The organism is Phenylobacterium sp., assembly GCF_016124325.1.
Lineage (GTDB): Bacteria > Pseudomonadota > Alphaproteobacteria > Caulobacterales > Caulobacteraceae > Phenylobacterium.
This window is the reverse complement of record NZ_WGNY01000022.1, coordinates 29,533-52,876: the sequence shown is the minus strand read 5'-3', so window position 1 is coordinate 52,876 and position 23,344 is coordinate 29,533. Positions and strand designations below refer to the sequence as shown.

Genomic DNA, 23,344 nt, shown 5'->3' with positions numbered 1-23,344 from the left:
ACATCGGGTCGCGACCGTCACCACGTTCCGACGCCGCGCCTTCGCTGGCGCTAGGCCGCGCGGGCCGCCGGCAGGCCCGCCGCCGCCTGCTCCGCCGACCGGATGGCCAGCGCGGCGATGGTCAGCGTCGGGTTCGCCCAGCTCGAGGTCGGGAAGGTGGAGCTGCCCGCCACGTAGAGGTTGGCCACCCCGTGCACCTTGCCGAACCGGTCGGTGACGCCGGATCGCGGATTCTCCGACATCCGCGTCGTGCCCATGTGGTGATAACCGCCGATGGGATGGGCGCTGATCAGCGGGTCCGTGCGCCATCCGCCCTCCGGATCGTCCAGCCAGTCGGCTGCCTCCACCCGTCCCAGGCCCAGGCGCTGCAATTCCTCGCCCAGCGTCCGCACCAGCTCGCTAACGCTGGTCACGTCCAGGTCGGTCATCCGCCAGTCCAGGGCCAGCCGCGGCAGGCCCAGGGGGTCGGTCCGGTCGGTCAGCCGCACGCGGCTCTCCGGGTTCGGCGCCTGTTCGGCGCGGATCAGCAGCGCCACGTCGCGCAGGCCCAGCTTGTTCAACAGCCAGGGCCGCGCGGGGTCGATCCGCCGCTGGGCCCAGGTGGCGGCCGTCTTCGTGGCCATCCAAAGCGCCCGCCCCGCCCGGGTCGGCGCGGTGCTGTGCTTGATGCGGTTGTAGGCGGCCATGCCCACGGCCGGCGCCGCGCCGGCCGGCTGCCGCGCGGCGATGGTCAGCGAGCTGTTCAGTATGCCCCGCGCCGCCTGCAGCTCGGCGCTGGGCTTGATCAGCCCGGCCACTTCCTGGCCGCCCGCCTGATGCGGCCGGCCGAACGCCTTCAGCAGCCGCCACGCCCCGCCGCCGACCACCCGGCCCCCGCGCGCATGCGGATGCTCCATGAAATACCGGCCGACCTGGTCGTGCTGGTTGCCGATCCCGCGGGCCATCACCGAGCGCGACGCCAGCAGCAGCCGCGGGTTCTCCAGGCCGCCCGCCGCCAGCACGAACATCCGCGCGGTCACGCTCAGCGTGCGTCCCGCCAGCGAGCGCGCCTGCAGGCGCTCCACGCGTCGCCCGTCCGGGTCCAGGACGATCTCCGTGACCGTCGCGTGGGTGACGATCCGGCAGCGCGGGTCGTCCGTCAGGTCGGCGCATTGGCCGAACACGAAGCGGTTGAACTTGCGGTCGAAGCTCCAGACCCCGAGGCTGAGCTTCGCCGGGTCCAGGTCCGGCGGCGCGGCGCCCGCCGCCCGCAGTGTCCCGGCGTCGGCCGCCGTCTCGGCGCCGAATATCTTCCGGGCCGGCCCGTAATAGGCCGCCAGCTCTTCCCAGCTCAGCGGCCAGCCCGAGTGCGGCACCCACGGGCGCGCCTCAAGGTCGATGGGATCCAGTTCGGCGATCCGCCCGCCCCAGATCGCGGTGGTGCCGCCGAAGAACCGCAGCCGCGCGTCCTCCAGGTCGTAGTAGGTCGCGCCCACGTTTTCGCCGGCGTTCAGCTCGGCCGTGGCGGGTTCGTAGTCCAGTCCCCCGCTCTCCAGGAGGGTCACCTCCACGCCCAGCCGCCGCAGCCGCCGCGCGGTGGTGATGCCCGCCACGCCGCAGCCTACGATGCAGACCTCGGTCGCGACGGCGGCGTTCGAATCGGCTTGGTTCAGGTCGAGGTGCATGCCCCCTAGCTAGGGACCGCGGTCCCCAAGGCCAAGGCGGGCCGCTCAGCTAATCCGCGCCAGCAGCCGCGCGGCCTCCATCAGCGCGTCCTGGGTGTTGTCGCCCATCAGCACGAAGGCGCGGTCGCCGCGCTCCCAATAGGCCACGGCGTTGCGGCCGCGCCGCGCCAGCTTCGGCGAGGCGTCCAGCAGGCCATGCGCCTTCACGGTGAAGAGGCTGACGCGCCGGCCGCCCGGCGCCAGCGCGACGATGTTCAGGCCCGGCCCGTCGTCCGAGGGATAGACCTGGGCGTCCATCAGCCGCCATCCCGGCGGCAGGACCGGCGCGCGCATCTTGAGTTCCCGCCGCACCTCGGCGGCGTCGATCACGGGCGTCTCGATCTGGCTGATCATGGCCTGCCGCGCCTGGGTCGCCTGTTCCGATTCCAGGGCGTCGCGCACATAGGCCGGGGCGGCGTCGCCGTCATCCTCGCGCCAGCCGTCGGCGATCGTCGCGCGGGCGACGCTCCATCCGGCGACCCCCGACACCAGGCAGGCGGCCAGCGCGGCCGCCGCGACCCGCCACGGCTGGCGGCCTCCGGGACCGCGCCCGCCACGCCGCGCGGCCCGTTCGGCGCCCGCACGGTGCAGTTCGGTCATCACCCGGGCCGCGACGTCCGGATTGCAGGCGAGGAATCCCTCGACCTGGCGGCTCCGCCGGGCGTCCAGCCCGCCGGCCACATAGGCTGCGAGATCCGCGTCCGAGATCCGCACGGCGGACTCCGCCAGGCGATCGTCATTGGCAGGCGGCTTGGCCATGTCCTGCGTCTCCGTGCCCTGTTCCCCACGGCCATGGCCGCGCTTTTGGGCCGCCGTGTCCAGTGGATTCGACGTCGCAGGGGCCCGCCCACGGCCGCCTGCCCGCCGCCGCGGCCTTGATCGGGCCGCCCGGACGGGTCCAGGTTCGTCGCGACGACGGAAGGACGACGCATGAACGCCAGGGGTGCGGCCCGCAGGATCGATCCCGAGGTCATCCGCCGCCAGGCCGAGACGCCGACGACGCCCGGCCAGGGCGAACTGTCCGCCGTGGCCGACGATTACGTCGCCGCCTTCGCCGACGATCCGGTGCTGGGCTGGCTGTTGCGCGACGACGCCGGCCGTCCCTATGCGCTCAGGGACTTCTTCAACCTCATCGTCCAGGTCACGAGGTCGCAGAAGGCCGAGATCCAGCGCCCGGCCTGCGGCGGCGCGGCCGCCCTCTGGGTGCGCTCCGAACATCTCGACGGTCTGGGATTCGCCGACGAGGCCCGCATCGTGCTCACCCTGCTGGGCGCCTGTGGCCTCGCCCGCGTTCCCCGCGCCCTGGCCGTGCGCGAGGCGATGGACGCCCACCATCCCACCGACCGGCCCCATGACTACCTCTACTTCCTGGGGGTGCGGCCGGAGTATCAGGGCCTGGGCGTCGGCTCGCGCCTGCTGCGCGCCCGCACCGAGCGCCTCGACGCCGAGCGCCGTCCCGCATTCCTGGAGACCGGCAACGAGCGCACGCTGTCGCTCTACCGCAGCCACGGCTTCGAGGTGATCGACCAGTACCGCCCCCGCGGCGACGGCCCCCAGATGTGGGCCCTGTGGCGCGAACCGCGGTAGGGCGCGCCCTGCATCCGTCTCGCCTGCCGCGCCGAAGAATGGTCTAACGGAGCCCCAGAGCCTGGAGCGGTCGCATGACCCGACACCGCACGCCCTTCGCCGCCGCCGGCCTCGCGGTCTTCGCGCTCGCCGGCGCCGCGCGCGCCGGGACCGCCGCGCCCGACCTCAACGCCGCCGTCATGGCCGCGCCCGCCGCGGCGGCCGGCCCGTCGTCCACGCCCAAGGCCCGCATCCTGCTGCCCGACGCCTACGCCGGCGCCTTCGCGCTGAAGTCCAGGGGCCTCGCCAAGACCGCCATCGACGGCCGCCTCGATCCGGACCAGGACGTCACCGGCGCCGTGGGCTTCCTCTGCGGCCTCCAGCCCGGCGCGCCGCGATCGGGCGCCGCCGCCGCCCGCGGCGTCGACCCCACCGGCCGCTTCCTGGGCGCCAAGCTCAGCCTCGCGTTCCGCTGACATTCGGCGACGGGGCCGGTCTCTTGGCATCGGATCTGGGGCACTGGGAGCCCCTTGACCCCTCGGCTGTCGCGAGCCTCCTCATGGGCCGTCAACTGCCTTGGTGGGTGGCCGGCGGATGGGCGCTGGACCTGTCCTTGGGTCGAAGAACCCGCCGCCACGCGGATATCGACATTGCCGTCCCGCGAACGGCGCAGGCCGAGTTGGCGGTCGCGTTCGAAGGATGGGACATTCGCGTCGCCTCAGGCGGTACGCTGACGCCCTGGGTCCCTGGCGACTGGCTCGAGGGCGGTGCTCGTCACCAGTTCTGGATGCGCCAGGACCCGTCTCGTGGATGGATGATCGAGGTGCTCCTGGAGGAAGGCGGGCCGGAATGGGTATTTCGGCGACGCCCAGAGGTGCGACGACCCTGGACCGCCTTCGGCCGCCGTTCCGTGGGTGGCATCCCGTACGTCGCGCCCGAGGTTGCGCTGCTTTACAAGGCCGCCGCTCATCAGCTCGAAAAGAACGCCGCCGATTTCGATGAAGTCTCACCTCATCTGCAGGCCGACCAGCGCGCTTGGCTGGCGCGCGCCCTGGCCATCGCCCATCCGGGACACCCGTGGTCGGCGCGGCTGACCTAGGCGGTCGGCGCGGGGCCGCCCTGGAGCTACACCCTACTTCAGCAAATCCCTGAGCTTGCCCACCGTGTTCCAGTTGCGCGCCGTGCCGCGCACCTTCAGGCGGCGCTCGATCACCACATTGGTGAGCTTCGAGGTCCCGGCGCCGGCCGGGTACCAGATATAGAGGCAGCCCGGCCCCGGCCTCACCTCCTCGCCGGCCGCGCAGGCGCTTTCCAGCACGCCGAGCCCGTCCTGGGGATCGCCCGACAGGAACATCGCCATCAGCCGGCTGGGCTCGTTCTGCGCCTGCCGGGCGAACGGGTTCTGCGCCATCACCGCCGCCAGGTCGTCGACGTCGCGGACCATGGCGTCGGTCGCCACGCCGATCTTCTCCGCGATCGCCGCCTCCAGCCGCTGTCCGGCCTCGGCCGGGGCGAGGTCGGTCCCGAACAGCAGGTTGCCGCTGGCCAGCAGGGTCGAAGGCGCGTCGAAGCCCGCCTCGGCCGCCACTCGGCGCAGGTCGTCCATCAGCACCTTGCGGCCGCCGACGTTCACCGCCCGCAGCATTCCGGCCAGGCGCCTCACTTGGCCGCCGCCTGCCACTCCAGGAACTCCGGCGTCTCCAGCAGCCGCTGGGCGTAGGCGCCGCCCCGGCCGTCGTCGCCGAAGTCCGACAGCTTGACGCCATAGGTCCGCAGCCGGGTCACCACCGGCGTGAAGAAGGCGTCGGCGATCGACCACTCGCCCACCAGGTACGGACCGCCGAAGCGGTCGAGCAGGTAGAGCCACTGTTCAGCGATCCGGCGCAGGTCCTTGTGCGTGGCCTCCGACAGCTCCGCCGCGCGCGGCTCGACGTCGAGGGCCATCGGGCACTCGCCGCGCAGGGACTGGAAGCCGGCGTGCATCTCGGCCGCCGCCGAGCGGCCCAGCGCCCGGGCGGCCGTGTCCTTCGGCCAGAGGTTGGGCGCGCGCTCGGCCAGGTACTCGCAGATCGCCAGCGAGTCCCAGACGGTCACGCCGCCGTCCTTCAGCACCGGCACCAGGCCCGACGGCGAATGGACGCGGATCTCCGCCTCGCTGCGGTTGTCCTCCTGCCGCAGCTCCACGAGCGTCTCGGTGAAGGGCAGGCCCGAGCGCTTGAGCACGAGCCAGGGCCGCAGCGACCATGTCGACCACTTCTTGGTTCCGATCACCAGTTCCAGCGCCATAGCCCTGCTCCATACCCGGTTCGCGAGCGGCCCTCTTGCCGCGCAAGGCCGCCCATCGTCTAGTGCTTCGCAAAGAACAGAGCAGATAAGAGGAAGCGCTCATATGTCCGAGGCCGCCCCTGCCCCCCGTGGGTTGACGACCTCCCCCGAGATCGCGACGGGCCAGCCCCCCGCGACCCCGCTCGTATCGGCCGGCTTCCGCCGCTACGCCCTGATCGTCCTGCTTCTCGTCTACACCGTGAACTTCCTCGACCGGCAGATCGTCTCGATCCTCGCCGAGCCCATCAAGGACGACCTCGGCCTCACCGACACCCAGCTCGGCCTGCTGACGGGCCTGGCCTTCGGCCTCGTCTATTGCGGCTTCGGCCTGCCGATCGCGCGCCTGGCCGACCGCTTCAACCGGGTCTGGATCATTTCGGGCTCGCTCGCGGTCTGGAGCGCCTGCACCGTGCTCTGCGGACGCGCGGTCAACTACGCCACCCTGGTGGCGGCCCGCATGGGCGTCGGCGTCGGCGAGGCCGGCTGCACGCCCACCGCCCACGCCCTGATCGCCGACTACACGCCCAAGGAGAAGCGCGCCTCGGCGCTCGCCTTCTTCGCCATGGGCACGCCGATCGGCTCCCTGCTGGGCCTGGCCCTCGGCGGGGTGATCGCCGACGCCTACAGCTGGCGCGAGGCGTTCCTGCTGGCCGGCCTGCCGGGCCTGATCCTGGCGCTGGTCTGCCTCTTTACGCTGAAGGAGCCCCGCAACGGCATGGCCCGGGCCGCGCGCGAGGCCACGGCCGCCTCCCAGCTCGGCTTCTCGGCCACCGTCCGCTACCTCGCCGGCAAGCGCACCTTCTGGTTCATGGCCTTCGGCGCGGCGATCAAGGCCTTCATCGGCTACGGCCACGCGCCGTTCACCGCCTCGTTCTTCCTGCGGGTCCACGGCGAGGAGATCGCCCAGCTCGCGGGCCAGTTCGGCCTCAAGCCCATCGGGTTCATGGGCATCGCGCTCGGCCTGCTCTCGGGCGTGCTCGGCGCCCTGTCCAGCTGGACGGGCGGCATGATCGCCGACAAGTTCGGCAGCCGCGACCTGCGGGCCTACGGCTCGGTGCCCGCCTTCGCCAGCCTCGCCGTCATCCCGTTCTACTGGGCCGCCATGACGGCCGATTCCGCCCTGCCGGCGCTGGCGTTCCTCGCGCCGATCTACCTGATGGGCTCGCTCTGGTACGGGCCGGTCTACGCCAGCGCCCAGAGCCTCGTGCCGGCGAGCATGCGCGCCACCTCGGCCTCGATCGTGCTGTTCATCATCAACATGCTGGGGCTGGGCGCCGGCGCCCTCGTGGTCGGCGGCCTCTCCGACTTCTTCAACTTCGGCCTGGGGCTGGGCAAGGCCGAGGGCATCCGCTGGGCGCTGATCACCTCCGCCTTCTTCGGGGTCATCGCCGCGGCGCTGTTCTGGCTGGCCCGCGGCCGCATCCGGGAGGAGATGGTCAGCTAGCCCGGGCTCTGTAATCTCGGCCGCATGTTCGACGCCCATCTGGCCTTCCGCGCGCGCCAGCAGCCGCGCGCGGTCGCCGTCATCACCGACCGGCGGCGGGTGACCTACGCCCAGTTCGACGCCGACGTGACCCGCTTCGCCGCGGGCCTGCTCGACCTGGGCGTCCGGCCCGGGCGCGCGGCCGCGCTTCGCATGCGCAACGGCTATCTCCAGCTCGTGGCGCTGATGGCCGCCGGGCGCATCGGCGTCGCCACCGCGCCGGGAGCCGACCAGGCCGCCGACTACGCGATCTCCGACATCCCCGAGGTGATGGCCCCCGCCGTCCCGCCGTTCGAGACCGTGCGGCTGTCGCGCGACTGGGTCGCGGCCATGTTCGCCGCCGAACCGCGCCCCCTGCCCCGGCCCGACTTCGACCCCGACGCGCTGGGCCGGGTGATGCTGTCGTCGGGCACCACGCGCAAGCCCCGCCGGGTCGGCCTGTCGTGGCGGCGCATCGAGGCCGGCCTGCAGGCCGCCATCAGCGTCTACGCCGCCGGCCGGGTCGGCGTCTGGATCCCCATGACCGGCTTCGAGTCCATGCTGGGCCACTCGCAGACGCTGGCCGGCTTCGCCGTCGGCGCCGCGGTGGCCAACGGCCTGTCCGTCCGCGAGGTGGCCGCCGGGCTCGAGCAATATGAGCCCGGGCTGATCTCCATGACCCCGAGCCAGCTGCGCGAGGTCCTGCAGGCGCTTCCCGCCGACGCCGCCCCGCGTCCCGGCTGGCTGGTGATCACCGCCGGCAGCGTCCTGCCCGTGGCGGTCGCCCGCGAGGCGCGCATGCGCATCGGCCCCGACGTGCGGATCATCTACGGCGCCACCGAGGCCGGGCTCTCGGCCACCGGCTGGGCCGCGCTCCTCGACGAGACGCCGAACCTCCTGGGCTATGTCCCGCCGGGCGCCGAGGCCGAGGTGGTCGACGACGAGGGCCAGCCCGTCCCCGACGGAGAGCCCGGCGAACTGCGGGTGCGCGGCGAACGCACGGCCTCCGGCTACCTCGACGATCCCGTGGCGACCGCCGAACGCTTCCGCGGCGGCTGGTACTACACGCGCGACCTCGTGCGCCGCCTGCCCGACGGACGCCTGCTCATGGATGGCCGGGTCGACGACCGCATGAACCTGGGCGGGACCAAGTTCATGCCCCAGTTGCTGGAGAACGCGGCCTACGAATGCGAGGGCGTCATCGACTGCGCCGCCCTGGCCGTCCCCGACGACCACGGCCTCGACCAGGCCTGGCTCGCCGTCCGCGCCGAGCCCGGCTTCGACCGCGAGCGGCTCGTCGCCCACCTGGCCGGCGCCCGCGACTTGCCGCCGCCTCGCCTCGCCTGGATCGACGAGATTCCCCGCAACGCCATGGGCAAGGTCGAGCGCGACCGTCTGCGCGACGCCATCCTCGCGGCCCTCGACCGGGGCTGACGCGACCGCCGATCCCCCAAAATGGGTGACCGCGCCCCCAGGCCCGTTTTGGAACAGGGTTTTTTCAACCTCTTGCCCCTAGCCTCGCGTCGATTGCATGGGGGGCCGAGATGCGGCCGTGGCGAGTTCTTTCGGCGGTGGGGGTCGCCGTCTGCGTGGCGCAGGCGGCGTGCGCCTATGCCGCGACCCCGCCGGAGACCCCGGCCCAGCGCCTGGCGGCCCGCATCGAGGGCCGGGCGCGGGAGGCCAGCTTCCAGGAGTTGCGCGCCTTCGGCGACGCCGCCGGCCGCGGCGGCGACCGCGAGGCCCTGCGCCGGCTGAACTACGTGATCACCGTGTTGCGCAGCCAGTCCGAGTTCGAGCTGGCCGCCCGGTACAACGCCATGCTCGCCGCCGCGGCCGCGCGCCGTGGCGACGCCCGCTACGCCGCCGTCGCCCGCCTCAACGCCATCGGCGCGGCCTACGACGCCGGCGATCCCGGGGCCGACGCCGCCGTGGCCGCCGCGCGCACCGCCTACGCCGACTGGTTCGACCGCGTGATCGCCGAGACCCAGTGGGCCCGCGTGCTGATCGACGAGCACAAGACCGGCGACGCCCTGCGCGTGCTGTCGGCGGCCGAACAGCTCATCCCCGCCGGCGACGCCGACACGGCCCCCGCCAAATCCGCGGTCTGGGAGATGATCGGCCTGGCGCTGATGGACCTGCATGACCTGGACGGCGCGGCCAACGCCTTCGAGCGGTCGCAGTTCCTGTTCGCCGACGCCCGCTATCCGCGGCCCGACTTCGACGCGATCTATAATCTCAGCCACATGGCGGTCGACCTGGGCGACGAAGCCACGGCCCGCAAGCTGGCCGACATCCACCACGAGCTCACCGCCCGCTCCGACCTGCCGCACCTCTCCGCCTGGGACGCCAACCTGTGCGCCATGGTGGCCGAGGCGTTCGGCGATCCGCGCGACGTGATGCTGTGCCTCACCGACCTCGACGCCCAGCTCACCGGCGGCGAGTTCCTCAGCCGCTCGATCCTCCCCATGCGGGCGATCGCCGAGGCGCGGCTGGGCAGGCTGGCGGCCGCCCGCGCCGACCTCGACCTGCTGCGCAGGCGTCTGGCCGACGGCTCCGCCGATATCGCCGCCAGCTCCCGCGTGCCGGAGGTCCGGGCCGAGATCGCGCTGGCCGAGGGTCACCCGGCCGAGGCCTACGCCCTGATCCGCGACTTCGAGCGCAAGCGTCGCTTCCGCAACGCCAACGAGGTCTACCAGGGCGTCCGCCAGGTCACCGGCGCGCTCCAGACCCAGCTCGAAACCGCCCGCCACGACGCCGAGGTCGAGGCCTCGGCCGTCCGCGCCCAGCGCGGCGTCATCGGGCTCGGCCTGCTTCTGCTGGCCGGCATCGTCGCCGTCGTCTTCCTCCAGCGCCGCGGCGCCCGGCGGCTGCGCGCCGCCCAGGCCCGCGCCGAGGCCGCCAACGGGGCCAAGAGCGCCTTCCTCGCCACCATGAGCCACGAGATCCGCACCCCGCTCAACGGCGTGCTGGGGATGGCCCAGGCCATGGCCGCCGACGGCCTCAGCGCCCGCCAGGCCGAGCGGCTGGCCGTCATCCGCCAGTCAGGCGAGTCGCTCCTGGCCATCCTCAACGACATCCTCGACCTGTCGAAGATCGAGGCCGGCAAGCTGGAGATCGAGGAGGTCGAGTTCGACCTGGGCGACCTGGCGCGCGGCGCCTACTCGGCCTTCACCGCCATCGCCAACAAGAAGGGGCTGTCGTTCGGCCTCGACCTGGAGGCCGCCCGCGGCCGCTACCGGGGCGACCCCAGCCGCATCCGCCAGATCCTCTACAACCTGATCTCCAACGCCCTGAAGTTCACCGACGAGGGTGAGATCCGCGTCAACGCCGTCTATGCCGAGGGTCGCCTCACCCTCACCGTCCGCGACACCGGCATGGGCATCGCCGCCGAGAACCTCGGCCGCCTGTTCGACAAGTTCGACCAGCTCGATTCTTCCACCACCCGCCGCTTCGGCGGCACCGGCCTGGGCCTGGCCATCTGCGGCGAGCTCGCCAAGCTGATGGGCGGCGGCATCACGGTCGAGAGCCGGGTCGGCGTCGGCTCGGCCTTCATCGTCGCCCTGCCGCTGGAGCGCCTGGGCGATGAGGTGTTCCTCCCCGCCCCCGCCGCGATCGAGGAACAGGCCGAGACCCTGCCGCTCCGCGTCCTCGCCGCCGAGGACAACGAGGTGAACCAGCTCGTCCTCAAGACGCTCCTGCACCAGCTCGGCATCGAGCCCCGGGTCGTTCCCGACGGGGCCGCCGCCGTCGAGGCCTGGGAGGCCGAGCCCTGGGACCTGATCCTCATGGACGTGCAGATGCCGGTCATGGACGGTCCCTCGGCCACCGGCGAGATCCGCCGCCGCGAGGCCGCCGCCGGCCGCGCGCGCACCCCGATCGTGGCGCTCACCGCCAACGCCATGTCGCATCAGGTCCAGAGCTACCTGGCCGCCGGCATGGACGGCCACATCGCCAAGCCCATCGAGATCAAGGCGCTCTACCAGGTGCTGGTCCAGGCCCTCGGCGAGGCGGGCGACGAAGAGGCCGACGTCGCCATCCCGGCCTGAGTCCCCCGGTCCCCACGCGATCCCGCCGCATCTTCATGTCATCCCGGTTTCCGCGCCCCGCGCGGAAGACCGGGACCCATGAGCGCTCTCGCCGGCCAGGGCGTCCGTGGCGCCGCCGCCGCGAGTCACCCCCAGCATCGACGCCCATGGGTCCCGGTCTTCGGCTGCGCCGAAACCGGGATGACACCGGGTCGAGCGGAACCAGCAACCTCCCCCATCGCGGCGGCAATGGCGGGAGGGGGGAGGCAGAGGCGCCCCCCTACCCCCCGAACTCCACGTCCGCCGTCGCCACGGTTCCGGCGGTGCGGCCCGGCGCGGTCTGGAACCTCCAGTACAGATTGGTGTGGGCGATCACCTGCTCCGGCGGCGGCGCGCCCCACTGGCTCAGGTCCTCGGTCGTGTGGGCGTCCTTCACCAGGATCGCGTCGTAGCCGCGGGCCAGCGCCCCGTGCAGGGTCGAGCGGATGCAGGCGTCGGTCTGGGCGCCCGCCACGATCAGCCGGCCGACGCCCCGCCCGGCCAGCACGGCCTCCAGCGAGGTGTCCTCGAAGGCGTCGCCATAGGCCTTCTCCACCAGGGGCTCGTCGGGCCGGGGGTCCAGCTCGGCCACGATGGCGCCGGCCTCGCTGCCCTTCGGCAGCTCGTCGCTGATGTGCTGCACCCAGACCACCGGCGTTCCGGCGGCGCGCGCCGCCGCCACCAGCCGGCCGATGTTGGCCACCACCGCGTCGCGGCCCGCCCCGTTCGCCATCACCTTGGTCTGCACATCCACCACCAGCAGGGCGGTGTTCGGCCGGTCGGGCAGCGTGGTCACGGCGTCTCCTGACGATCGCGATGGGCGGCCGGCCTCGGCGCCGGTCATGGCCAGCCTAGCGGCGGCAGCCTGTCGGGATCAAGAACAAATAGGAAACAACGAGCCGTTCGCCCTCAGCCGTCCCCGCCGAAGGGTCGGCGGCTCAGCGGCCCGGCCACCGCGCCCAGCCGCATGCCGCCGCGCCACACCTCGGCGCCGAACGACGGCCTCTCGCGAACCGCGCGCTCCATGGCCTCGGCGTCCGAGGCGCAGCGCCAGTCCTCCGAGCGCATGGCCTTGCCCGACGAATCGAGAGCCACGAAGCGGTATTCCATGCCGTTCTCCTTCCCCCGGAATGGACAACCACCGGCGCCCGGCCGAGTTCCTGCGGCTCGACGTCCGCAAGGCCAGCGCCAACGCGATCGCCGCGCTCGGCATGGTGGCCGCGCGGGCGGCGGCCATTTCGGGTCGCTCCGCCCCCTCCTGCCGTCGCGCGAACCGCGCCGGTCGTCGCGGCGGCGCTGGCCTGGCGCGCCGGGCCGGCCGATTGTGACGCGACCTTCCTGGACCGGAGCCGCCCCTTGCCCGACCCCGGACGCCGCCGCCTGCTGGGCGCGGGCCTCTTCGCCGTCGGCGTCGCCGCCGGCGCGGCCGCCCGCGCCGCGCCCGCGCCGCTGCGCCCGGACTGGCCGGCCGGCGCCACACCGGCCGACGTTGAGGCGGCGCACGCCGCCCTGCAGGCCTGGATCGCCGCCTTCCGCGCCGGCGACTACCCCGCCCAGTGGCGCCTCACCGACCCGCGCCTGCGCCGCTGGACCAACCTGCCGCGCTGGCGCAAGGCCATGCGCCGGGCCGCCCATCGCAACGGCGGCCTGCTCGACGTCGAGGTCTCCGGCCGCGCGGCCGTCGAGGCCCGCCAGCTCCCCTGCACCGAACAGGGCCACTGCTATCGGCGCGACGTGCCCTACGTGGTCTTCATCCTGCGCACCCGCTACGGCAAGGCCGCCCCGGCCCAGCCCGAGTACGCCGCCATGGCGCTCTCCGACGAAGGCTGGCGCTTCGGCGGCGGCACGCTGCTCAACCGCCCCCTGGGCGAGACCGCGGTCATGCTCAGCGAGACCGACGAGCAGCGCTATTCCCCCGGCGCGCGCCGGCTCGAACGCGACGCCCCCGGTCCTTGAGGCCGCGGGTGAACGGCTCCTACGCCGCGCCGCGCAGAGCCCCGGTCAGTTCGTCAGGCGAGATCGGCTTGATGAGAACCTTGTACGGCGCTTCGGCCTCCAGCCGATTCAGCGTCTCCGGCTCTGTCGAACCGGTGATGAAGATCACCGTCGGATCGAGGCCCCGCGCACGCACATACCGGCTGACGTCCACGCCGTCGGGTCCGGCGCCCAGTCTGTAGTCCAGCAGGACATGCGTCGGTCGCGCCTCCTCGATCATCGCCATGGCCGCTCTGCCGTCGCCGGCGACGCCCACCACTTCGCATCCCGCGCCCTGGCAGACGGCGCGCAGATACTCCACGATCAGGAAATCGTCGTCGACGATGGCGACCTTGGCGGCCTCATACATCCCGCTGTTCCTCCGGCAGTCGTCGGGCCATGCGCAGCGAAACGGTTCTGGCGTCGACATCGGCTTCGTTCGGCTCTCCGCCGAGCTGGGCGACCAGCGCGCGGATAATGCGCCGCGACGCTTCGGTCGGCGGCGGGGCCGCCGCCTCGGAGGCATGGACGATCCGCACCTTGCATCGAGCCTCCCGTCGAGTGAGCCGCACCTCGACGTCGCCGCTGTCCGGCCTGTCGGGGCCAATCAATTCGTTGATCAGCAGGCCCAGCGAGACCGCCGTGTCGACGTCCAGCATCAGATCGTCACCGTCTACGACCGCCCTCACGCTTGCCGGGCCGCCCACGCGCGATCGCCCCAGCACACCGCAGAGGTCATTCAGGAACACCCCCAGGCCCAGCCGGGCTTCGTCCGTCGAGGACACCATGATCGAATGGACCCGGCTCAGGGCGACGATGCGGTTCGCCGTCGCGTCGAACCCGGCCCGCACCTGTGGGTCGGGCGCCGGCCCCGCTTCGATCAGGAGCAGCGCGTTGACCTGCTGCAGATTGTTTCTGACCCGGTGGTAAACTTCCCGCAGCAGCAGCTGGTTCCGCTGCAGCGCCCTGGTCAGTTCTTCTGCACGCTCCGCAAGCAGGGCGGCGGTGCGGTTCTCCAGGTCTGCGTTGCGCAGCACCGCTGCGGCCAGGATCGTGATCAGGATGACCATGTAGAGGCTTAGCCGGAAATCCGGGTCCGCCAGGCCGTTGCGGCGCAGGAAGAGGACGGCGGCGCTCAACACGACCGGCGTCAGCACCACCACCGGCGCCATCCTCCGCGCCCCGGCGCTGCCCGGCCCGGGCCCGATCAGGACGCCGATCCACCCGCGCGTCGGGCGCAACAGCATCACGGCGATGAAAAGCGCGACAAAGCCGATCGCCGTCGGCAGGCCCATCGCCGTGAAAAACTGCGATCGATACAGCGCCTGCGCGCCGAACGCGTATCCCGTCACCGCGATCAGACCGGCGGTAAGGCCGAGCGTGGCGCAGACGGTCAAAAAGCGCACGCCCGTTCCGGTCGCGAGCGCCACCAGGCAGGCCGACGCCAACAGGAAGCACATCGACGTCGCCGGCGAGGTTCCATCGCTCGGCAGGGCGGGGGGGCCCAGCGGCGCCAAGGCGTCGAAACCCTTCAACGAGAGGAAGACCCGCCCGCCGAGGCTGGCCAATGCATAGATGGCGATGACGGCGGCGGCCGTCAGCGCGGGCGCGGCGCCCCCCGGCCCGAGCTGGATCCAGAGCAGGCTGGCCGCGACCAGAACGAAGGCCAGGGCCGTACTGGGCATGGTGGCCGCGAGGCCGGCGCGTCCGCGCACCAGGGCGTCCACCCCAAACCCCCATCCCGCCACCAGCACGACAAGGGCTGCTGCAACCACGAAGACCAGCAGGCTCGAGGCCGTCCGCGCCGCCGCCCCTTCGCCCACCTCAATTCGCCTCTCAGTTGCCGACATCTGCAACACCCTTACGGGCTGAGGTGATCCAAATAGTTAGTCTTAGTCAAATCGTTGGCTAGCGCATTCCCAATCTGGGCGCCCCTCACGGCGCCTCGTCTCGCTGGCCTCGCTATCGGGGGGCCTACCGTACTTTCCAATCCGCGGCTAACGTGCGCCCAACGACAACAACGCCGTCCGCGCAGGGCGGCCTCTGAGTGACAGTTTCGGGGGAGCCATCCATGACAGACGCCACCGCCGCCGCGCCAACGGCGGCGCGACCGCATTATTCCGACGGCTACAAGCGTCTGGTCCTGATCCTCCTGGTGGTGGCCTACACGCTCAACTTCATCGACCGCACGATCATCGCCACCATCGGCCAGGCGATCAAAGTCGACCTGAAGATCACCGACACCCAGCTCGGCCTGCTGGGCGGGCTCTATTTCGCGCTCCTCTACACCCTGCTCGGCATCCCGATCGCGCGCTTCGCCGAGCGGTTCAGCCGGGTCAACATCATCACCGGCGCCATCGTCATCTGGTCGGGCTTCACCGCGCTCTGCGGCACGGCGGCCAATTTCGTCACCCTGGCGGCCTACCGGTTCGGAGTCGGCGTGGGCGAGGCGGGGCTGTCGCCGCCGGCCCACTCCCTGATCAGCGACTACTTCGAGCGCAACAAGCGCGCCTCGGCCCTGGCGGTCTATTCGTTCGGCATCCCGCTGGGCTCGATGCTGGGCGCGGTGATCGGCGGCCAGATGCTGGACCACTTCACCTGGCGCACGGCCTTCATGCTGGTGGGCCTGCCCGGCGTGGCCATCGCCATCCTGCTCAAGCTGCTGGTCAAGGAGCCGCCGCGCGGCCACTCCGAGCCCGAGCCGCACCCCAGCCTGGCCGAGGACGTCAGCCCCGACGCGCCCGCCCGCGCGCCCTATTCGCTGAGCGCCGAGTTCAAGGAGATCGGCGCGGTCGTCGCCACCCTGTTCGGCAAGTGGCCGGTGCTCAACATGGTGCTGGGCGTCACCCTGGTGTCGTTCGCCGGCTACGGCGGCGGCCAGTTCGCCCCGCCCTACTTCCTGCGCACCTTCCACCTCAGCTACGGCGAGGTCGGGCTCATCACCGGCCTCGTGGCCGGCCTGTCCCAGGGGATCGGCACCCTGGCGGGGGGCTTCCTCACCGACCGGCTGTCGAAGTTCGGCGCCCGCTGGTACGCCCTGGTGCCGGCCATCGGCGTGGCGGCGGCCTATCCGTTCATCGTCGGCGTCTACACCGCCTCCACCTGGCAGACGGCGGCGATGTTCCTGCTGCTGCCCGGCCTGCTCTCCTACGTCTACCTCGGCCCCACCTTCGGCGTGGTGCAGAACATGGTGCCGACGCATCGCCGCGCCACGGCCACCGCCATCCTGTTCTTCTTCCTCAACCTGATCGCGCTGGGTGGCGGACCGCCCTTCGCCGGCTGGGTGATCGACCACTTCTCGGCCTTCCACTACGCCCATCCCGACCAGGGCGGGCTGTGGGCGGCGGTCAGCCACTTCTTCCAGTCCGATCCCGGCGCCTTCCAGGCCGCCTGCCCCGGCGGCGCGGCGCCCAAGGGCGCCCCGGCCGAGGCCGCCGCCGCCTGCAGCGGCGCGCTCGTGCTCGGCACCCGGCACGGGATCCTCGTCGCCTACGCGGTCAGCCTGTGGGCGGCGTTCCACTATCTGCTGGGCTCGTTCGGGCTGAAGCAGGCGCTGGCCCAGGCCCGCGTCGAACGCGGCGAGGACGCGAACGACTGATCCGGCGGCGTCCGGATCGCGGCCGGAACGCCCCGGGCTCGGGCGTCCCGGCCGCCGCCTCCGCCCGAAACTCTACCATTGCGCGATATCGCACCGGAATTCTCACGAATCGGTTGCAACCAATCGGCCCCGTCGCAAGTTGTGGTCATGTCGGGAGACACGGCCCGATTCGCCGGAGAGTTTCGTATGCCCAGGGGGATAGTTCTCGCCGCCGCCGTCACGCTGGCGGTCGCCGCCGCGCCGGGGGCCCAGGCCGCGACATTGCTGACGGTGGGGAGCAACAGCCTCTGCGCCAAGGGCGGCTGCCTCAATGACAATCACACCTACACCCAGACCTTCTCGGCCGCCGACTTCTCCGGGCCGGTCTCCATCGGCTCGCTCAAGCTCATCAAGAGCCTGCTGGGCGGCTACCAGAGCAACCTCGTGAAGATCAGCTTCCAGCTCGCCGACGGCACGACCCTGGGCGACTGGGGCTCGTTCGTCGTGGCCGCGCTCTCCGGCGACGTCGTCACCGTCGGCGGCAAGAGCCTGGCCTGGAACCCGCAGATGGGCGACCTCGTGGTCAAGCTCGACGTGCTCGTGCCCGGCGCGGGCGGCGGCGGTCTTGCGCGCAGCGCCGCGTTCGGCGGCGCTGGCGGCGCCGGCCCGCTCGTGCTCGGCGGCGGCCCGGCCGCGCCGGTCGCCCCCCCGCCCGAGTTCGGCCCGCCCGCGGGCGCCCCGCTCGCCGCGGCGCCCGAGCCGTCGGCCTGGCTGCTCGGGATCACCGGATTCCTCGCCGTCGGGGCCATGGCCCGCCGCAGCCGCAAGGCCGCCCGCGCCGGAGGTCTTGGTTAACTCTCCCCTGACGGGGGAAGATCGATCTCCCCACAAGCGCGCTCGATTGCATTTCTACCGACGCGTGCGCACGCTCAACCTGAGTTTTGTGGGTGGATGATGATGCGCACGGTGCTGAAAGCGATTGCAGGGATGGCCGCCGCCGCGGTGGCGGCCGTCGCCGCGCCGGCGTCCGCCGCCACCATCATCAACGCCAGCTGGGGCGACGGCTGCAGCAAGTCGACGTGCTTCAACGAAAAGGGCGTCTACACCCATTCGTGGTCGGGCGGCTCGGGCCCGGTCAGCGTCGGCCAGCTCGCGCTCGACCGCAGCATCCTCGGCGCCTTCAGCGGCAAGATGTTCCGCCTCAGCTTCCAGATCGGCGGCGAGGAGGTCGGCTCCTGGGGCAAGTTCCTCATGGCCGGCATCGGCGGCGACACCCTCACCTTCGGCGGCCAGGCGTTCACCTGGAACCCTGAGGACGGGGACCTCGTGCTGGTGCTCGAACTGGTCCCGCCGCCCAAGCCGGGCGCCACGGCCGGCTTCGCCGCCTTCGCCCCGTCCGACAGTTCCGACGGCGAGACCCCGGGCTTCCGCCTGACCGACGGCCCGACCACCAACCAGGAGACCGGCGGCCCCGGCCAGCAGGCCGCGGTGCCCGAGCCCGCCGCCTGGGCCCTGATGATCACCGGCTTCGGCGCCGCCGGCGCCGTCCTCCGCCGCCGGCGCGTCGCCCTCGTCTGACGTCCAAAACCATTTGACTCTTCGGGGGCCCGGACTCACACCCGGCCCATGATCCCCCGCTACGCCCGCAAGGAAGCCGCCGAGGTCTGGTCGCCCCAGACCCGCTTCAAGATCATGTTCGAGATCGAGGCCCACGCCGCCGACGCGATGGCCGACCTCGGCGTGATCCCCAAGGCGGCGGCGCAGGCCATCTGGGCCGGCGGCAAGGACGCGATCTGGGACGCCGACCGCATCGACGAGATCGAGCGCGAGGTGAAGCACGATGTCATCGCCTTCCTGACCCACGTCACCGAGGTGGTGGGGCCCGAGGCGCGCTTCCTGCACCAGGGCATGACGTCGTCCGACGTCAACGACACCACCCTCGCCGTGCAGCTTTCCCGCGCCACCGACCTCCTGCTCGAGGACGTCGACATGGTGCTGGCCGCGCTCAAGCGCCGCGCCTACGAGCACCGCTTCACCCCCACCGTCGGCCGCAGCCACGGCATCCACGCCGAACCCACCACCTTCGGCCTCAAGCTCGCCGGCCACTACGCCGAGTTCCAGCGCGCCAAGGAGCGGCTGGCGATGGCCAAGTTCGAGATCGCCACCTGCGCCATCTCCGGCGCCGTGGGCACCTTCGCCAACGTGGCGCCCGAGGTGGAGGCTTATGTCGCCGCGAAGATGGGCCTCGCCGTCGAGCCGGTCTCGACCCAGGTGATCCCGCGCGACCGGCACGCCGCCTATTTCGCCGCCCTGGCGGTGGTCGCCAGCTCCATCGAGCGGCTGGCCGTCGAGATCCGCCATCTGCAGCGCACCGAGGTGCTGGAAGCCGAGGAGCCCTTCGACGCGGGCCAGAAGGGCTCCAGCGCCATGCCGCACAAGCGCAACCCGATCCTCACCGAGAACCTGACGGGCCTCGCCCGCCTGGTCCGTTCGGCGGTCGTGCCCGCCATGGAGAACGTCGCCCTGTGGCACGAGCGCGACATCAGCCACTCCTCGGTCGAGCGCGGCATCTGCCCCGACGCCACCGTCCACCTCGACTTTGCGCTGCGCCGCCTGGCCGGCGTGGTCGAGCGGCTGGTGGTCTATCCCGAGAACATGGCGAAGAACCTCGACCGCCTGGGCGGGCTGGTCCACTCCCAGCGCGTACTGCTGGGCCTGACCCAGAAGGGCCTGAGCCGCGAGGCCAGCTACGCCGCCGTCCAGCGCAACGCCATGAAGGTCTGGCGCGGCGAAGGCGCCTTCCTCGACTTCCTGAAGGCCGATCCCGAGATCACCCTCTCGGACGCCGAGCTGGAGGCGCTGTTCGACCTCGACTACCACTTCAAGAACGTCGACCGCATCTTCGCCCGCGTGTTCGGCGAGGACGCCCACGCCAAGGCCGCCGCCGAATAGGCCGCCGGAACGGGGAGGCGCGGCCATCAGCACGATCGACGACCTCCGCCGGCTCGCGCTGGCCCTGCCGGGCGCCCATGAGGTCACCTACAAGGGCGATCCCTGGTTCAACGTCGGCAAGAAGACCTTCGCGCTCGTCCAGGGCGGCCGCGCGATCCTGAAGCTCGACCGCGGCCATCAGGAGCTGCTGTTCGAGATCCGGCCCGAGACCTTCGAGAAATGCCCGGTGGCCACCGTCTACTGGAGCTGGGTCGAGCTCGCCCATCTCGACGAGGCCGAACTCGCCGACCTCCTGCTGGAGGCCTGGTCGCAGATCGTGCCCAGGAAGATCAGCCGCCCGGTGCTTGAGGCGGCGCGCACACGCCCTTGACGCCCCTCGGGGAAATCCCCTCACCTCTCGTCCAACGACGGGAGAGACCGATGGACATGCAAGGCATACTGGATCGCCAGAAGGCGGCCCACCTGCGCGACGGCGCGCCCACGGCCGAGCAGCGCATCCAGCGGATCGACCGCTGCATCCGCCTGCTCATCGACCACCAGACGGCGATCGAGGACGCAATCAACGCCGACTTCGGCTCCCGCTCGCGCGAAGCCACCGCCTTCACCGACGTCGCCGGCTCCATCGGCCCGCTGAAGCACGCCCGCGACAACCTCGCCAAGTGGATGCGCCCCGAGAAGCGCAAGACCACGCCCGCCATCCTCGGCCTCTTCGGCGCCAAGGCCGAGGTGCGCTACCAGCCCAAGGGCGTGGTGGGCGTGATCAGCCCTTGGAACTTCCCGGTGAATCTCACCTTCGCGCCCCTGGCCGGCATCCTGGCCGCCGGCAACCGCGCCATGATCAAGCCCTCGGAATACACCCCCGCGACCTCCGAGCTGATGAAGACCATGTTCGCCTCGGTCTTCTCCGAGGAGGAGATCGCGGTCGTCACCGGCGGCCCGGACGTGGGCGAGGCCTTCGCGCACCTGGCGTTCGACCACCTGATCTTCACCGGCGCCACCTCGGTCGCCCGCCACGTCATGCGCGCCGCCGCCGACAATCTGGTGCCGCTGACCCTGGAGCTGGGCGGCAAGAGCCCGGTCATCCTGAGCCGGTCCGCCGATCTCGGCGTGGCGGCCGCCCGGATCATGAACGGCAAGACGCTCAACGCCGGCCAGATCTGCCTGGCCCCCGACTACGTCCTGGCCCCGGCCGAGAAGGTCGACGACTTCGTGGCCGCCGCCGGCCGTTCCGTCGCCCGGATGTTCCCGACGCTGAAGGACAACCCCGACTACACCTCGATCATCGCCCAACGGCACTACGAGCGCATCAAGGGCTACGTCGACGACGCCCGCGCCAAGGGCGCCCGGATCATGGAGCTCAACCCCGCCGACGAGGACCTGAGCCAGCAGGAACACCGCAAGATCGCCCCCACCCTGATCCTCGATCCCACCGACGACATGAAGGTGATGCAGGAGGAAATCTTCGGCCCGGTCCTGCCGGTGAAGAGCTATCGCACCCTCGACGAGGCCATCGCTTACGTGAACGCCCACGACCGGCCGCTGGGCCTCTACTACTTCGGCGCCGACGAGGCCGAGCGCGAGACGGTGCTGAATTCGACCACGCCCGGCGGCGTCACCGTCAACGACGTGGTCATGCACGTGGCCCAGGAGGAGTTGCCGTTCGGCGGCGTCGGCCCGTCGGGGATGGGCAGCTACCACGGCCACGACGGCTTCCTGGAGTTCAGCCACAGGAAGGCGATCTACAGCCAGATCAAGAAGGATATCGGCCCGCTCAAGGCCCTGCGCCCGCCCTACGGCCCGGGAATCCGCAAGATGCTGGCGGGCCAGATGAAGGCTTAGCCCCTTCGGCGTCATCGCCCGGCTCGTCCGGGCGATCCATGCGCACGAAGGCCGCCCGAGCGGCGCGCGCCCCTGCCCGAAGAGCTGTGTTCATGGATGGCCCGGACAAGCCGGGCCATGACGCTTGAATTGCGGGGATCGACGCTGGCGGAACTGGATCCCGGCCTTCGCCGGGATGACGCGCTACGCGCCTATTTCCCGGCCTTCACGCTCTCGCGCGCCTGGGCCAGCAGTTCGGCCATCTTCATGCGCACTTCGCTCTCGGTCACGGCGACGCCCGAGCCCTTCAGGTCCTCGAAGACCTTGCGGAACACGTCTTCCTCGCCGGGCAGCTCGAAGTCGGACTTCACGACCGCCTTGGCGTACTCTTCAAGGTGCGGCCCCTCCAGGCCCATCAGGCCCGCCGCCCATTGGCCCAGGGCCCGGTTGCGACGCGCGTGAGCCCGGAAGTCCTGCTCCTGGTCCAAAGCAAACTTGCGCTCAAAACCCTGTTCGCGATCGTCGAAAGTGGTCATCGGGTCCTAACGGCTCAATCTCTCGAAGCGGGCGATCCCATATCGCGCGCCGACCGGCGCCGCAATCGAAAGCGGCGCCGGCCGGCGTGTTTGCGCCATCGGGCCGCATTCGCTAAATTTGCTCAGCCTTAAATGGGGCGAGAGGCCGAGTCGGAGCCGCGCGCGAGGGAAATAGCCGCGCGCGTTTTTTCGTTCCGCAGACCGGACAGATCCTCGTCCCGCAGGAGAAGGCTGCGACATGACCCGCCGCAAGAAGATCTACGAGGGCAAGGCCAAGATCCTCTACGAAGGGCCGGAGCCGGGCACGCTCATCCAGTACTTCAAGGACGACACCACCGCCTTCGACGCGACGAAGAAGGCCGTGCTGGAGGGCAAGGGGGTCATCAACAACCGGATCTCCGAGTACATCATGACCAAGCTGAACGGCATCGGCGTTCAGAACCACTTCATCAAGCGGCTGAACCTGCGCGAGCAGCTGATCCGCGAGGTCGAGATCATTCCGCTGGAGGTGGTGTGCCGCAACGTGGCCGCCGGCTCGCTTTCCACGCGCTACGGCCTGCCCGAGGGCCAAGCCCTGCCGCGCTCGATCATCGAGTTCTACCTCAAGGACGACAAGCTCCACGACCCGATGGTCTCGGAGGAGCACATCACCGCCTTCAACTGGGCCTCGACCCAGGAGATCGACGACATGATGGCGCTCACCCTGCGGGTGAACGACTTCCTCACCGGCCTCTTCTCGGGCGTCGGCATCACCCTCGTCGACTTCAAGATCGAGTTCGGACGCGTCTGGGAGGGCGACTTCGCCCGGATCATCCTGGCCGACGAGATCAGCCCCGACAGCTGCCGCCTCTGGGACTCCCAGACCAACGAGAAGCTCGACAAGGACCGGTTCCGCCGCGACCTGGGCAACGTCATCGAGAGCTACACTGAGGTTGCGCGGCGGCTCGGGATCATGAAGGAGATGCCCACCGTGATTCAGGGGGGCCTCCACTAGTGCGCGCGAAAGTCCACGTCTTCCTCAAGCCCGGCGTCCTCGACGTGCAGGGCAAGGCGGTCGAGCAGGCGCTGCACGGCCTGGGCTGGGGCGGCGTCGAGCACGTCCGCGTCGGCAAGACCATCGAGTTCGACCTGAAGGGCGGCGACCGCGCCGCCGCCGAGGCCGAGGTCAAGGCCATGTGCGAGAAGCTCCTCGCCAACACGGTGATCGAAAGCTACCGGGTGGAGCTGGCGTAGTGGGCGACGCCGGCGCCCCTCCTCTCCCCCCGCGAAGCGGAGAGGGAGAGGGCAGGGAGAGGGCCGGCTGGACGACTCGGGCGTCGGATCCAGGCCCCACCAGCATCATCGGCGAGGGATCACGGCGGCTGCGG

At 71.4% G+C, this 23,344-nt stretch carries 25 protein-coding genes; 16 read left to right on the top strand and 9 right to left on the bottom strand.

What is annotated here, in order from left to right:
- Nucleotides 1-50 precede the first annotated feature (50 nt).
- Nucleotides 51-1,664, bottom strand: coding sequence for a GMC family oxidoreductase (locus GC203_RS13675; protein ID WP_293455360.1), 1,614 nt, complete (start codon nt 1,662-1,664; stop codon nt 51-53).
- Nucleotides 1,665-1,709: 45 nt separating this feature from the next.
- Complete coding sequence (locus GC203_RS13670) at nt 1,710-2,462, bottom strand: hypothetical protein (protein ID WP_293455358.1); 753 nt, start codon at nt 2,460-2,462, stop codon at nt 1,710-1,712.
- A 171-nt stretch (nt 2,463-2,633) separates the two neighbouring features.
- Between GC203_RS13670 and GC203_RS13665 the strand changes: the two genes are divergently transcribed.
- From GC203_RS13665 to GC203_RS13655, 3 genes are all read left to right on the top strand, one after another.
- Nucleotides 2,634-3,290: a GNAT family N-acetyltransferase gene (locus GC203_RS13665; RefSeq protein WP_293455356.1), complete on the top strand. Its 657-nt coding sequence runs from the start codon at nt 2,634-2,636 to the stop codon at nt 3,288-3,290.
- 74 nt (nt 3,291-3,364) lie between these two features.
- Complete coding sequence (locus GC203_RS13660) at nt 3,365-3,745, top strand: hypothetical protein (RefSeq protein WP_293455354.1); 381 nt, start codon at nt 3,365-3,367, stop codon at nt 3,743-3,745.
- Between the two features lie 83 nt (nt 3,746-3,828).
- Nucleotides 3,829-4,368, top strand: coding sequence for a hypothetical protein (locus GC203_RS13655; protein ID WP_293455352.1), 540 nt, complete (start codon nt 3,829-3,831; stop codon nt 4,366-4,368).
- Between the two features lie 33 nt (nt 4,369-4,401).
- On the opposite strand, the gene GC203_RS13650 is transcribed toward GC203_RS13655, so the two are convergent.
- Both GC203_RS13650 and GC203_RS13645 read right to left on the bottom strand, forming a co-directional pair.
- Nucleotides 4,402-4,932: a DUF1697 domain-containing protein gene (locus GC203_RS13650; RefSeq protein WP_293455350.1), complete on the bottom strand. Its 531-nt coding sequence runs from the start codon at nt 4,930-4,932 to the stop codon at nt 4,402-4,404.
- Nucleotides 4,929-5,549, bottom strand: coding sequence for a glutathione S-transferase family protein (locus tag GC203_RS13645; protein WP_293455593.1), 621 nt, complete (start codon nt 5,547-5,549; stop codon nt 4,929-4,931). Before GC203_RS13645 ends, GC203_RS13650 begins: the two co-directional genes overlap by 4 nt.
- A gap of 139 nt (nt 5,550-5,688) precedes the next feature.
- On the opposite strand from GC203_RS13645, the gene GC203_RS13640 reads away from it, so the two are divergent.
- From GC203_RS13640 to GC203_RS13630, 3 genes are all read left to right on the top strand, one after another.
- On the top strand, nt 5,689-7,038 hold the full coding sequence (locus GC203_RS13640; protein ID WP_293455348.1) for an MFS transporter: 1,350 nt from the start codon (nt 5,689-5,691) through the stop codon (nt 7,036-7,038).
- 24 nt (nt 7,039-7,062) lie between these two features.
- Nucleotides 7,063-8,490 carry a class I adenylate-forming enzyme family protein gene (locus GC203_RS13635; protein WP_293455346.1) on the top strand — a complete coding sequence of 476 codons (1,428 nt, stop codon included), beginning with the start codon at nt 7,063-7,065 and terminating at the stop codon, nt 8,488-8,490.
- 110 nt (nt 8,491-8,600) lie between these two features.
- Nucleotides 8,601-11,102: an ATP-binding protein gene (locus tag GC203_RS13630; protein ID WP_293455344.1), complete on the top strand. Its 2,502-nt coding sequence runs from the start codon at nt 8,601-8,603 to the stop codon at nt 11,100-11,102.
- Between the two features lie 259 nt (nt 11,103-11,361).
- Here GC203_RS13630 and GC203_RS13625 read toward each other — a convergent pair whose 3' ends face one another.
- Both GC203_RS13625 and GC203_RS13620 read right to left on the bottom strand, forming a co-directional pair.
- Nucleotides 11,362-11,916, bottom strand: a complete 555-nt coding sequence (locus GC203_RS13625) for a cysteine hydrolase family protein (protein WP_293455342.1) — start codon at nt 11,914-11,916, stop codon at nt 11,362-11,364.
- Between the two features lie 113 nt (nt 11,917-12,029).
- Nucleotides 12,030-12,230, bottom strand: coding sequence for a hypothetical protein (locus tag GC203_RS13620; RefSeq protein WP_293455339.1), 201 nt, complete (start codon nt 12,228-12,230; stop codon nt 12,030-12,032).
- A gap of 20 nt (nt 12,231-12,250) precedes the next feature.
- Here GC203_RS13620 and GC203_RS13615 point away from each other — a divergent pair, with 20 nt between their 5' ends.
- Together GC203_RS13615 and GC203_RS13610 are read left to right on the top strand one after the other, a co-directional pair.
- Nucleotides 12,251-12,448: a hypothetical protein gene (locus GC203_RS13615; RefSeq protein ID WP_293455337.1), complete on the top strand. Its 198-nt coding sequence runs from the start codon at nt 12,251-12,253 to the stop codon at nt 12,446-12,448.
- Nucleotides 12,449-12,476: 28 nt separating this feature from the next.
- Nucleotides 12,477-13,076: a hypothetical protein gene (locus tag GC203_RS13610; RefSeq protein ID WP_293455335.1), complete on the top strand. Its 600-nt coding sequence runs from the start codon at nt 12,477-12,479 to the stop codon at nt 13,074-13,076.
- Between the two features lie 19 nt (nt 13,077-13,095).
- Here GC203_RS13610 and GC203_RS13605 read toward each other — a convergent pair whose 3' ends face one another.
- Both GC203_RS13605 and GC203_RS13600 read right to left on the bottom strand, forming a co-directional pair.
- Nucleotides 13,096-13,464 (bottom strand): response regulator, encoded by a 369-nt coding sequence (locus GC203_RS13605; RefSeq protein WP_293455333.1) that lies wholly within the window; start codon nt 13,462-13,464, stop codon nt 13,096-13,098.
- Complete coding sequence (locus GC203_RS13600) at nt 13,457-14,917, bottom strand: sensor histidine kinase (RefSeq protein ID WP_293455331.1); 1,461 nt, start codon at nt 14,915-14,917, stop codon at nt 13,457-13,459. The genes GC203_RS13605 and GC203_RS13600 overlap by 8 nt, the downstream gene beginning before the upstream one ends.
- Nucleotides 14,918-15,165: 248 nt before the next feature.
- On the opposite strand from GC203_RS13600, the gene GC203_RS13595 reads away from it, so the two are divergent.
- From GC203_RS13595 to GC203_RS13570, 6 genes are all read left to right on the top strand, one after another.
- The gene (locus GC203_RS13595) at nt 15,166-16,692 is read left to right on the top strand and encodes an MFS transporter (protein WP_293455328.1); all 1,527 of its coding nucleotides are present in this window, start codon (nt 15,166-15,168) and stop codon (nt 16,690-16,692) included.
- Nucleotides 16,693-16,878: 186 nt separating this feature from the next.
- Nucleotides 16,879-17,526 (top strand): hypothetical protein, encoded by a 648-nt coding sequence (locus GC203_RS13590; protein WP_293455326.1) that lies wholly within the window; start codon nt 16,879-16,881, stop codon nt 17,524-17,526.
- Nucleotides 17,527-17,658: 132 nt separating this feature from the next.
- Nucleotides 17,659-18,249, top strand: coding sequence for a PEPxxWA-CTERM sorting domain-containing protein (locus GC203_RS13585; RefSeq protein WP_293455324.1), 591 nt, complete (start codon nt 17,659-17,661; stop codon nt 18,247-18,249).
- A gap of 48 nt (nt 18,250-18,297) precedes the next feature.
- Complete coding sequence (gene purB, locus GC203_RS13580; protein ID WP_293455321.1) at nt 18,298-19,623, top strand: adenylosuccinate lyase; 1,326 nt, start codon at nt 18,298-18,300, stop codon at nt 19,621-19,623.
- 25 nt (nt 19,624-19,648) lie between these two features.
- Nucleotides 19,649-19,993 (top strand): MmcQ/YjbR family DNA-binding protein, encoded by a 345-nt coding sequence (locus GC203_RS13575; protein WP_366501837.1) that lies wholly within the window; start codon nt 19,649-19,651, stop codon nt 19,991-19,993.
- A 50-nt stretch (nt 19,994-20,043) separates the two neighbouring features.
- Nucleotides 20,044-21,462, top strand: a complete 1,419-nt coding sequence (locus GC203_RS13570) for a coniferyl aldehyde dehydrogenase (protein WP_293455318.1) — start codon at nt 20,044-20,046, stop codon at nt 21,460-21,462.
- A 191-nt stretch (nt 21,463-21,653) separates the two neighbouring features.
- On the opposite strand, the gene GC203_RS13565 is transcribed toward GC203_RS13570, so the two are convergent.
- Nucleotides 21,654-21,977: a DUF1476 domain-containing protein gene (locus GC203_RS13565; RefSeq protein WP_293455316.1), complete on the bottom strand. Its 324-nt coding sequence runs from the start codon at nt 21,975-21,977 to the stop codon at nt 21,654-21,656.
- A 238-nt stretch (nt 21,978-22,215) separates the two neighbouring features.
- Between GC203_RS13565 and purC the strand changes: the two genes are divergently transcribed.
- On the top strand, nt 22,216-22,971 hold the full coding sequence (gene purC / locus GC203_RS13560; RefSeq protein ID WP_293455315.1) for a phosphoribosylaminoimidazolesuccinocarboxamide synthase: 756 nt from the start codon (nt 22,216-22,218) through the stop codon (nt 22,969-22,971).
- Nucleotides 22,971-23,210, top strand: coding sequence for a phosphoribosylformylglycinamidine synthase subunit PurS (gene purS, locus GC203_RS13555; protein ID WP_293455313.1), 240 nt, complete (start codon nt 22,971-22,973; stop codon nt 23,208-23,210). The genes purC and purS overlap by 1 nt, the downstream gene beginning before the upstream one ends.
- Nucleotides 23,211-23,344 lie beyond the last annotated feature (134 nt).

Excerpts from the sequence above, each read along its gene's own strand:
- GC203_RS13675 (WP_293455360.1), bottom strand. The coding sequence starts at position 1,664 with ATGCACCTCGACCTGAACCAAGCCGATTCGAACGCCGCCGTCGCGACC.
- GC203_RS13670 (WP_293455358.1), bottom strand. The coding sequence starts at position 2,462 with ATGGCCAAGCCGCCTGCCAATGACGATCGCCTGGCGGAGTCCGCCGTG.
- GC203_RS13665 (WP_293455356.1), top strand. The coding sequence starts at position 2,634 with ATGAACGCCAGGGGTGCGGCCCGCAGGATCGATCCCGAGGTCATCCGC.
- GC203_RS13660 (WP_293455354.1), top strand. The coding sequence starts at position 3,365 with ATGACCCGACACCGCACGCCCTTCGCCGCCGCCGGCCTCGCGGTCTTC.
- GC203_RS13655 (WP_293455352.1), top strand. The coding sequence starts at position 3,829 with ATGGGCCGTCAACTGCCTTGGTGGGTGGCCGGCGGATGGGCGCTGGAC.
- GC203_RS13635 (WP_293455346.1), top strand. The coding sequence starts at position 7,063 with ATGTTCGACGCCCATCTGGCCTTCCGCGCGCGCCAGCAGCCGCGCGCG.
- GC203_RS13630 (WP_293455344.1), top strand. The coding sequence starts at position 8,601 with ATGCGGCCGTGGCGAGTTCTTTCGGCGGTGGGGGTCGCCGTCTGCGTG.
- GC203_RS13620 (WP_293455339.1), bottom strand. The coding sequence starts at position 12,230 with ATGGAATACCGCTTCGTGGCTCTCGATTCGTCGGGCAAGGCCATGCGC.
- GC203_RS13615 (WP_293455337.1), top strand. The coding sequence starts at position 12,251 with ATGGACAACCACCGGCGCCCGGCCGAGTTCCTGCGGCTCGACGTCCGC.
- GC203_RS13605 (WP_293455333.1), bottom strand. The coding sequence starts at position 13,464 with ATGTATGAGGCCGCCAAGGTCGCCATCGTCGACGACGATTTCCTGATC.
- GC203_RS13595 (WP_293455328.1), top strand. The coding sequence starts at position 15,166 with ATGACAGACGCCACCGCCGCCGCGCCAACGGCGGCGCGACCGCATTAT.
- GC203_RS13590 (WP_293455326.1), top strand. The coding sequence starts at position 16,879 with ATGCCCAGGGGGATAGTTCTCGCCGCCGCCGTCACGCTGGCGGTCGCC.
- GC203_RS13585 (WP_293455324.1), top strand. The coding sequence starts at position 17,659 with ATGGCCGCCGCCGCGGTGGCGGCCGTCGCCGCGCCGGCGTCCGCCGCC.
- purB (WP_293455321.1), top strand. The coding sequence starts at position 18,298 with ATGATCCCCCGCTACGCCCGCAAGGAAGCCGCCGAGGTCTGGTCGCCC.
- GC203_RS13570 (WP_293455318.1), top strand. The coding sequence starts at position 20,044 with ATGGACATGCAAGGCATACTGGATCGCCAGAAGGCGGCCCACCTGCGC.
- GC203_RS13565 (WP_293455316.1), bottom strand. The coding sequence starts at position 21,977 with ATGACCACTTTCGACGATCGCGAACAGGGTTTTGAGCGCAAGTTTGCT.
- purC (WP_293455315.1), top strand. The coding sequence starts at position 22,216 with ATGACCCGCCGCAAGAAGATCTACGAGGGCAAGGCCAAGATCCTCTAC.